The organism is Simplicispira sedimenti (genome assembly GCF_022760965.1).
GTDB classification, from domain to species: domain Bacteria; phylum Pseudomonadota; class Gammaproteobacteria; order Burkholderiales; family Burkholderiaceae_C; genus Simplicispira; species Simplicispira sedimenti.
The window spans coordinates 279,160-286,782 of record NZ_JAKVIJ010000003.1 but is presented as its reverse complement, the minus strand read 5'-3'; the positions used below and the strand labels follow the sequence as shown (position 1 = coordinate 286,782).

Below are 7,623 nucleotides of genomic sequence, written 5' to 3'. Positions count from 1 at the left end.
GCACAGCGTAAAAAGGCCGCGTGAATCGTGGGTTAAGAGCTACACGAAACAGGGGCAAGGTCAGCAAAGGCAGCGCCGCTTGCGTGGCAGGCGGTGCGGCCACGGCGTGCATGCTGCACCAGGTACAGGGCTTCTTGAGATCGGCCAGGGTGCTGCTGCCCTCGTCGGGCAGCACATCGCCATCGGCCTGCACCCACAGCATGCCCGAGGCGGTACAGACCATCACAGCGCCCTCGGGGGCGGCACCCCCAGCCACCACGGCCTGCGCCAAGGTGGGCGCCAGTGCTCCAAATGCCACAGCCAGCATGGCCAGCAAGGCAATGCAGCGACGGCGGAGCTGGGAGGCGAACGTCGCGGCAGTGTAATCAAACGCTCGGCGCCGACCTTTGCGCCAGCGCAAGAGCCTGCGGCGCTATTTGCGCCGCGCCCGTGGGTGCGCCTGGTCGTACACCTTGGCCAGGTGCTGATAGTCCAGCCGGGTATAGACCTGCGTGGTGGTGATGCTGGCGTGCCCCAGCAGCTCCTGCACGGCGCGCAGGTCGCCGCTGCTTTGCAGCAGGTGGCTGGCAAAGGAGTGGCGCAGCATGTGCGGGTGCACCGGCGTGCTCAGCCCGGCGCGCTGGCTGCGCTGACGCAGGCGCAGCCAGATGGATTGGGCCGACAGGCGCGTGCCGCGCTGGCCCAGGAACAGCGCAGCGTCCAGCCGGCCAGGTGCAAACGGCGTGGCGCGCTGCGCCAGCCAGGCCTGCAGCGCCTGCAGCGCTGCCGCGCCCAGGGGCAGGCTGCGGCGCTTGCTGCCCTTGCCGCGCACATGCACTTCGGCGGCCTGCAGGTCGATCCAGCCGCGCCCCAGGCGCTCGGTGTCGGGGCCAGGGGCCACGTCCAGGCCTTCGAGCTCGCCCACGCGCAGGCCGCAGCCGTACAGCAGTTCGACCATGGCGGCATCGCGCGCCTCCAGCCAGGGGTCGGCGCCGTCTTCGGCATGGTCGGCCAGACGCACCGCATCGTCCACGCCCAGTGCCTTGGGCAAGGGCTTGGGGGCCTTGGGCGCACGCACGCCCTGCACGGGGTTGTGGTCGCTCAGGCCCTGGCGCGCCGCCCACAGGTAAAAGCCACGCCAGCCCGAGAGGATGAGCGCTATGCCGCGCCCGCTGCGCCCGCCCGCATGCATCTGCGCCACGGCGCGGCGGATGTGCGCGGTCTGCAGCTGCAACAGCGGCAAACCGACCTGTTCGGCCACCTGCTGCAGGCGCTGCAGATCCAACGTGTAGAGGGTGACGGTGCGCGCGGCCAGGCGCTTTTCCACGCGCACATGCTCGAGGTAGCGCAGGGTTTCGGGGGGCAGTGGCGCGGGGGCGGTCATGGGCTGGCCGCTTTGCAGGCCGCCCACGGCCCACGAATCCGGCGCGGCCCAGGCCAGCAGCCACCGCGCAAGGGCCGCCAGAATTCCACTGTGCAGGCGCTGGTGGCGTCCCCCTGCCCGCATCGCCCAGCGATGCGAGAGCGGGGGGAAGGCGCAAAGCGCCACAGGGGGGTGGTCACATCACCTCAAGCGCAGCAGCGCTGCGCTGGCGAGTTCTGCCATGCGCGCGAGGAAGTCGGTGCCCATGGTGGCGTCAAAGCGCTGCGGGTCGGGCGAGCCCAGCACCAGCAGACCGAAGGCGGGGGTGGCGCTGTCGATGGGGCCTTCGCGCAGGGGCAGCAGGGCCACGGACTGGGCGCTGTGCGCCACGGGTTCGGTCTCGCCCTCGGGCGTGACCAGCGCCTGGGGCAGCCACTGCGTGGGCTCGAAGCCCAGGTTGGGGCCGCAGAAGGGCATGGTCAGCGAGCTGGCAAAAGCCTGCGCATCTTCGCTGGCGCCCAGCGCAAAGTCGCAGTCGATGTAGGGCCCGGCCACGCCCCACACGCGCACGGCGGCCAGGGGCACGTCAAACAGGGCGCGGATGCTCTCGGTCACTTCGGTGGGCAGGTCGAACGGGTCGCGCACGGCGAGCAGGCGACCGGTCCACTGGTGCACCTTCTGGCCGATGGCGGCGTTTTCGGTGCCATGGCGCACCATTTCGATGATGCGCTGCTCCAGGCCCTTGATCTTCTCGCGCAGCATTTCGGCCTGGCGCTCCTGCAGGCTCACGGCGCGCTGGCCGTGCGGGCTGGTGAGCTGCACGCCCGCCAGCACCTCGGCATGGCGCTCGAAGAAGCCGGGTGTGCGCAGCAGGTATTCGGCGATGTCGTCTTCGGTGATGGGGGGAATGGCGTTGCTGGTGGTCATGGTGCGTCGGGAATGTCGATCTGGCCTTCGAACACGGTCACGGCGGGGCCGGTGAGGAACACGGAGTCGGCCTCCTGGCCGCTCCAGGCGATGGTGAGCAGGCCGCCGCGCGTCTGCACGTCCACGCGCGCATCGAGCAGCCCCAGGCGGATGCCCGCCGCCACGGCCGCGCAGGCGCCGGTGCCGCAGGCCAGGGTTTCGCCCGCACCGCGCTCGTACACGCGCAGGCGCACATGGCTGCGGTCCACCACTTGCAGGTAGCCCGCGTTCACGCGCTGCGGAAAACGGGTGTGGCACTCGATGAGCGGGCCGGTCTGCGCCACCGGGGCGGTGTCCACGTCCTCCACCAGTTGCACGGCATGCGGGTTGCCCATCGAGACAACTGCTATCAAAACAGTAGCTGCTGGCGCTTTCCCATCCAGCGCAAGAGGCCATTTTTTCCCTAAACCCTGGGGCACAGGCACCAGGCCTGCAGCGTCGAAGGGCACGCGCGCCGGATCGAACTGCGGGCGGCCCATGTCCACGGTGACGCGGCCGTCGGGGGTGAGTTCGGGTGCGATCACGCCCGACAGCGTCTGCACGCGGATGCGGTCCTTGGCGGTGAGCCCCTTGTCGCGCACATAGCGCGCAAAGCAGCGCGCGCCGTTGCCGCACTGCTCCACCTCGCCGCCGTCGGCGTTGTGGATCACGTATTCAAAGTCCAGGCCCGGCGCGGGCGCGGGGCGCACGGTCAGGATCTGGTCGGCCCCCACGCCGAAGTGGCGGTCGGCCAGAAAGCGGTAATGCGCGGGCGTGAGCCCCAGGCGTTCCTGGGTCTCGTCGAGCACGACAAAGTCATTGCCCGCACCCTGCATCTTGGTAAAGCGGATCTGCATGGCTTGGATTATCGTAGCTGTCGCAGCACCGTGGCACGGTGCCTTGTCCGGCTGTGTTTTTTCCGCAAGGAGCTTTCCGATGAATGACCTGAGCGCTTTCCCCATCACCCGCAAATGGCCGGCCCAGCACCCGGACCGCATCCAGCTCTACTCCCTGCCCACGCCCAACGGCGTGAAGGTGTCGATCATGCTGGTGGAAACCGGCCTGCCCTACGAGCCGCACCTGGTGAGCTTCGAGACCAACGACCAGCTCTCGCCCGAGTTCCTCTCACTCAACCCGAACAACAAGATCCCCGCCATCATCGACCCGCACGGCCCGGACGGCACGCCCTTTGCACTGTTCGAGTCGGGCGCCATCCTGGTGTACCTGGCGAGCAAGAGCGGGCGCTTTCTGCCCGCAGACACTGCCGCGCGCTTCGAGACGCTGCAATGGCTGATGTGGCAGATGGGCGGCGTGGGGCCCATGTTCGGCCAGCTCGGCTTCTTCCACAAGTTTGCGGGCAAGGACTACGAAGACAAACGCCCGCGCGACCGCTACGCAGCCGAATCCAAGCGCCTGCTGGGCGTGCTGGAGCAGCGCCTGACGGGCCGCCGTTGGGTCATGGGCGACGAGTACACCATTGCCGACATCGCCATCTTTCCCTGGGTGCGCAACCTGGTGGGCTTTTACGGCGCGGGCGAGCTGGTGGAGTTCGAGCGCTTCCCGCAGGTGCAGCGTGCGCTGGCGGCGTTCGTGGAGCGCCCGGCCGTGCAGCGCGGGCTGGCCATTCCCGCACGCGACTGAACTCACTCGATCCGCAGCACGTCGATCCGGGGCACTACGGCCAGCCGCGCAGGCAGGCCAATGGTGCCCACCCCCGCCGTCACGAACAGCGGCCCGGCCGGCGTGGTGTTCAGCCCCTCAAACCAGCCCTGTGCACTCATGCCGGGCAAGACCCAGTGGCGCGTGATCCAGGGCAGCATGATCTGGCCGCCGTGCGTGTGTCCGCTGAGCACCAGGCGGGCGCTGCCCGCAGGCAGCAGCGCTGCGGTGTCGGGCTGGTGCGCCAGTACCAGCCGCGGCACGGTCGGCGTCCCCGGCGGCAGCAGGCGGGCCACGTCGCCGCGCGAATCGCCGCCCCACAGGTCGCCCAGGCCCAGCACCTCCCAGCCCCGGAACAGCAGGCGCTGCCCTTCGAGCAGTTGCACGCCGTGGCCTTGCAACGCCTGGCGCAGCGCCGCCGCCAGCGGTGGCCCGGGCGCCCCGGTGTCGTGGTTGCCCAGCACGCCCCAGACCGGATGGCGCAAACGCGCAAACGGCGCCAGCAGCACGTGCAGATCGCGCGGCGGCTCGTAGGTCCAGTCGCCCGCCACCACCACGGCATCCACATCCAGCGCATTGAGCCGATCCACCAGCCGCTCGATCTGCCAGCCGCGCATGAACAGGCCGGCATGCACATCAGCCACCAGCGCCAGCCGCAGCGGCTGCGCCTGCACCGATGGCGACAACGGCAAGCGGTGCTCGCGCACGGTCAACAGGCGCGGCTCCACCAGGCCGCTGTAGGCCACCAAGGCCAGCGCCCCCAGCCATGCCAGCCGCGGCGCGCTGCGCCCTGCGGGCTGGCGCAGGCCCAGCAGCGCAGCGCCACACCAGGGAATCACCGCCCATACGGCCCAAAAAATCCACAACTTGACCAGCACGACGGTCTCTCGCCCGGGGTCGATCCAGCGCCCCTCCCGGTCCAGCCAGGCCAGCACCAGCGCAAGCGCCAGCCACACCCCGCCCAGGCCCAGCAACGCGCGCTGCAGCCGCGCAGTGCGGGGGCAAATACGCAATGATGGTGAGGAACGGTGCATCGTGGGGTGTTTGGGGTAGGCCCGGCATTGTGCCGCTGGCTCCTGCCCATAATGCAGCCATGACACGCCCCAGCCAGCTCCTGCACCCGCCCCGCCCGCCCGTCCCCGCCCTGCCCGCCGCCACCGTGCTGCTGCTGCGCGATGGGGCGCAGGGGCTGGAGGTGCTGATGACGCGCCGCTCGACGAAAGCCAGCTTCGCGCCCGGTGCCTACGTGTTCCCCGGCGGCGGCATCGACGCGCTCGATGCGCAATCGCACGCCACCGCCGCGCGCCGCGCCACGCAGAGCGACGAGCAGCTCACCGAGGCCATCGCCGCCATCCGCGAGAGCTTCGAGGAGCTGGGCGTGCTGCTGGCGCGCCACCCTGACGGCCGCTGGGCCGATGCCGACGACATCGCCGCACTCGATCGCCACGCCCCCTTCGCCGCGCAGTGCCAGGCGCGCGGCCTGCAACTGGCGGCCGACGCCGTGTTCACCCTGGCGCGCTGGATCACCGACCGCGACCTGCCCAAGCGCTTCGACGTGCCCTTCCTCGTGGCGCGCATGCCCGAGGGCCAGACGCCCGTGGCCGACGAGGCCGAGCAGTTCGAGCCCCAGTGGGTGCGCCCGCAGGAGGCGCTGGATCGGCACGCGGCTGGCGGCTTCTTCATGATCTTCCCGACCATCCGCACGCTGCAAAGGCTGGCGCAATTCAAGCGCGTGGACGACGTGCTGGCCGCCTGCGCCGTGAGCGAAGCCCCGCTGTGGACGAGCTGCCCGCGCGCCGGTCTGCTGGCCGGCAAGGAAGCGCGCTACATGGAAGACGAGATGCCCTTCGGCGAGCTGGCCCTGGTCTGCCCCGACGGGCAGATCGCCCACGCGCTGGACTGGCAGAGCGAGCGCCCGGTGCAGCTCTTGAAGAACGTGCAGCGCCTCACCGCCCCCAACCCCGGCGTGATGACCGGCCCCGGCACCAACAGCTACCTCGTGGGCGACCCGGCCACGGGCTACGTCGCCATCGACCCCGGCCCGGCGGACACCGAGCACCTGGAGCGCCTGTGGCGTGCGGCGGGCGGCGACATCCGCTGGATCGTCTGCACGCACTCGCACCCCGACCACTCGCCCGGCGCCGCGCCGTTGCAGCAGATGTGCCTGCGCGCGGGGCGCGCCGCGCCGCCCATCCTGGGCCGGCCCTCGGCCCCCACGGCGCGTGCCGACAGCCAGTTCACTCCCGACCGTTCGCTATCGAATGATGAGCTGCTAACGCTCACCGGTAAAGGGCTGGACGGCGAAATCACCCATACCCTGCAGGTGGTGCACACGCCAGGCCACGCGGCCAACCATGTGTGTCTGCTGCTGCGGGAAGACGGTCTGCTGTTCAGTGGCGACCACATCCTCAACGGCAGCACGACCATCATCAACCCGCCCGACGGCAACATGGCCGACTACCTCGACGCGCTCGACCGGCTCGACCAGCTGTGCGCCGAACACGGCGTGGAGTTCATCCTGCCCGCGCACGGCCATGTGCTGGGCGAGGCCCGCGCCGCCATCGCCCAACTCAAGGGCCACCGCCTGGCGCGCGAGGCCAAGGTCGTCGCCGCCATGCAGGCACTGCCCGAAGGCACGGTGGAGCAGTGGGTGGAACTGGCCTATGCCGACGTGCCGCCGCGCATGTGGCCGCTGGCGCAGCGCTCGCTGATCGCGCATGTGGAACGCATCCGCGCGCAGCAACCCGGCAACAACTGAACACCCCACCCTCTCCATTCAATGACCGACAAGAACCCTGACCCCAGCCACATCCGCCTGGCCAAACGCGTGGCCGAACAACTGGCCTGCTCGCGCAGCACCGCCGAGCAGTACATCGAAGGCGGCTTTGTGCGCGTGGAAGGCCAGGTGGTGGAACTCCCTGGCGCGCGCGTGCGCCCCGACCAGACAGTGACGGTAGAGAAAGACGCCAGCCTGCTGGAGCTCACCCCCGTCACCCTGCTGCTGCACAAGCCCCCAGGCTACGAAGCCGGACTGGGCCTGGACACCGGCGCGCCAGCGCACGGCAGCCGCAGCCAGGGCGCACCATCCGCCCTCACGCTGCTGAACGCGCAGAGCCACCTGCCCGAGGACGCTGCCGGCATCCGCGTGCTGCTGCGCCACTTCAAGCAGCTCGAATGCTTCACGCCGCTGCCCACGCCGGCCAGCGGGCTGGTGGTCTACACGCAGGACAAGCGCATCGCGCGCAAGCTGCAGGAGGACATCGAGACGCTGGAGCAGGAGTGCATCGTCGAGGTGGCGGGCCAGATCGCCGACAACGGCCTGAAAAAGCTCCGCCACGGCCTCTCGTTCAACGGCCGGCCGCTGCCCCCCATCAAGGTGAGCTGGCAAAACGAAACCAAGCTGCGCTTCGCGCTCAAGGGCATCCGCCCCGGCCAGATCCCGGCCATGTGCGAGGCCGTGGGCCTGCAGGTGCTGGCCATCAAGCGCATCCGCCTCGGCCGCGTGCCGCTGGCCAAGGTGCCCGAGGGGCAGTGGCGCTATCTGCAGCCGTGGGAAAAATTCTGACACCCCCCTGTGGCGCTGCGCGCCTTCCCCCCTCTCTCGGCTTCGCCGGGAGGGGGGACGCCCCCAGCGCGGCGGGGCGGCCCTTGCGCGGGGGCCGCTGGCCTGGGCCGTG

General features: G+C 70.2%; 8 protein-coding genes. 3 read left to right on the top strand and 5 right to left on the bottom strand.

Features of this window, described 5'->3' with window-relative positions:
• The 4 genes from MJ602_RS05590 to dapF form a co-directional block, all read right to left on the bottom strand.
• A partial coding sequence (locus MJ602_RS05590) for a DUF2946 family protein (RefSeq protein WP_243019891.1) occupies positions 1-307 on the bottom strand: 307 nt, incomplete at its 3' end.
• A 105-nt stretch (positions 308-412) separates the two neighbouring features.
• Positions 413-1,363: a tyrosine-type recombinase/integrase gene (locus MJ602_RS05585; RefSeq protein WP_243019908.1), complete on the bottom strand. Its 951-nt coding sequence runs from the start codon at positions 1,361-1,363 to the stop codon at positions 413-415.
• Between the two features lie 180 nt (positions 1,364-1,543).
• On the bottom strand, positions 1,544-2,269 hold the full coding sequence (locus MJ602_RS05580) for a DUF484 family protein (protein ID WP_162017395.1): 726 nt from the start codon (positions 2,267-2,269) through the stop codon (positions 1,544-1,546).
• The gene (dapF, locus tag MJ602_RS05575) at positions 2,266-3,144 is read right to left on the bottom strand and encodes a diaminopimelate epimerase (RefSeq protein ID WP_243019889.1); all 879 of its coding nucleotides are present in this window, start codon (positions 3,142-3,144) and stop codon (positions 2,266-2,268) included. Before dapF ends, MJ602_RS05580 begins: the two co-directional genes overlap by 4 nt.
• 79 nt (positions 3,145-3,223) lie before the next feature.
• Here dapF and MJ602_RS05570 point away from each other — a divergent pair, with 79 nt between their 5' ends.
• Positions 3,224-3,928, top strand: a complete 705-nt coding sequence (locus MJ602_RS05570; RefSeq protein WP_243019887.1) for a glutathione S-transferase N-terminal domain-containing protein — start codon at positions 3,224-3,226, stop codon at positions 3,926-3,928.
• 2 nt (positions 3,929-3,930) lie between these two features.
• Here the strand turns inward: MJ602_RS05570 and MJ602_RS05565 are convergent, their stop codons facing one another.
• A complete protein-coding gene (locus MJ602_RS05565; RefSeq protein WP_243019886.1) occupies positions 3,931-4,980 on the bottom strand; it encodes a metallophosphoesterase in 1,050 nt (349 codons plus the stop codon).
• A 59-nt stretch (positions 4,981-5,039) separates the two neighbouring features.
• Here MJ602_RS05565 and MJ602_RS05560 point away from each other — a divergent pair, with 59 nt between their 5' ends.
• Together MJ602_RS05560 and MJ602_RS05555 are read left to right on the top strand one after the other, a co-directional pair.
• Positions 5,040-6,704 (top strand): MBL fold metallo-hydrolase, encoded by a 1,665-nt coding sequence (locus MJ602_RS05560; RefSeq protein WP_243019884.1) that lies wholly within the window; start codon positions 5,040-5,042, stop codon positions 6,702-6,704.
• A gap of 21 nt (positions 6,705-6,725) precedes the next feature.
• A complete protein-coding gene (locus MJ602_RS05555; RefSeq protein ID WP_243019882.1) occupies positions 6,726-7,511 on the top strand; it encodes an rRNA pseudouridine synthase in 786 nt (261 codons plus the stop codon).
• Positions 7,512-7,623: the final 112 nt, after the last annotated feature.

Excerpts from the sequence above, each read along its gene's own strand:
- dapF (WP_243019889.1), bottom strand. The coding sequence starts at position 3,144 with ATGCAGATCCGCTTTACCAAGATGCAGGGTGCGGGCAATGACTTTGTC.
- MJ602_RS05585 (WP_243019908.1), bottom strand. The coding sequence starts at position 1,363 with ATGACCGCCCCCGCGCCACTGCCCCCCGAAACCCTGCGCTACCTCGAG.
- MJ602_RS05560 (WP_243019884.1), top strand. The coding sequence starts at position 5,040 with ATGACACGCCCCAGCCAGCTCCTGCACCCGCCCCGCCCGCCCGTCCCC.
- MJ602_RS05580 (WP_162017395.1), bottom strand. The coding sequence starts at position 2,269 with ATGACCACCAGCAACGCCATTCCCCCCATCACCGAAGACGACATCGCC.
- MJ602_RS05555 (WP_243019882.1), top strand. The coding sequence starts at position 6,726 with ATGACCGACAAGAACCCTGACCCCAGCCACATCCGCCTGGCCAAACGC.
- MJ602_RS05565 (WP_243019886.1), bottom strand. The coding sequence starts at position 4,980 with ATGCACCGTTCCTCACCATCATTGCGTATTTGCCCCCGCACTGCGCGG.
- MJ602_RS05570 (WP_243019887.1), top strand. The coding sequence starts at position 3,224 with ATGAATGACCTGAGCGCTTTCCCCATCACCCGCAAATGGCCGGCCCAG.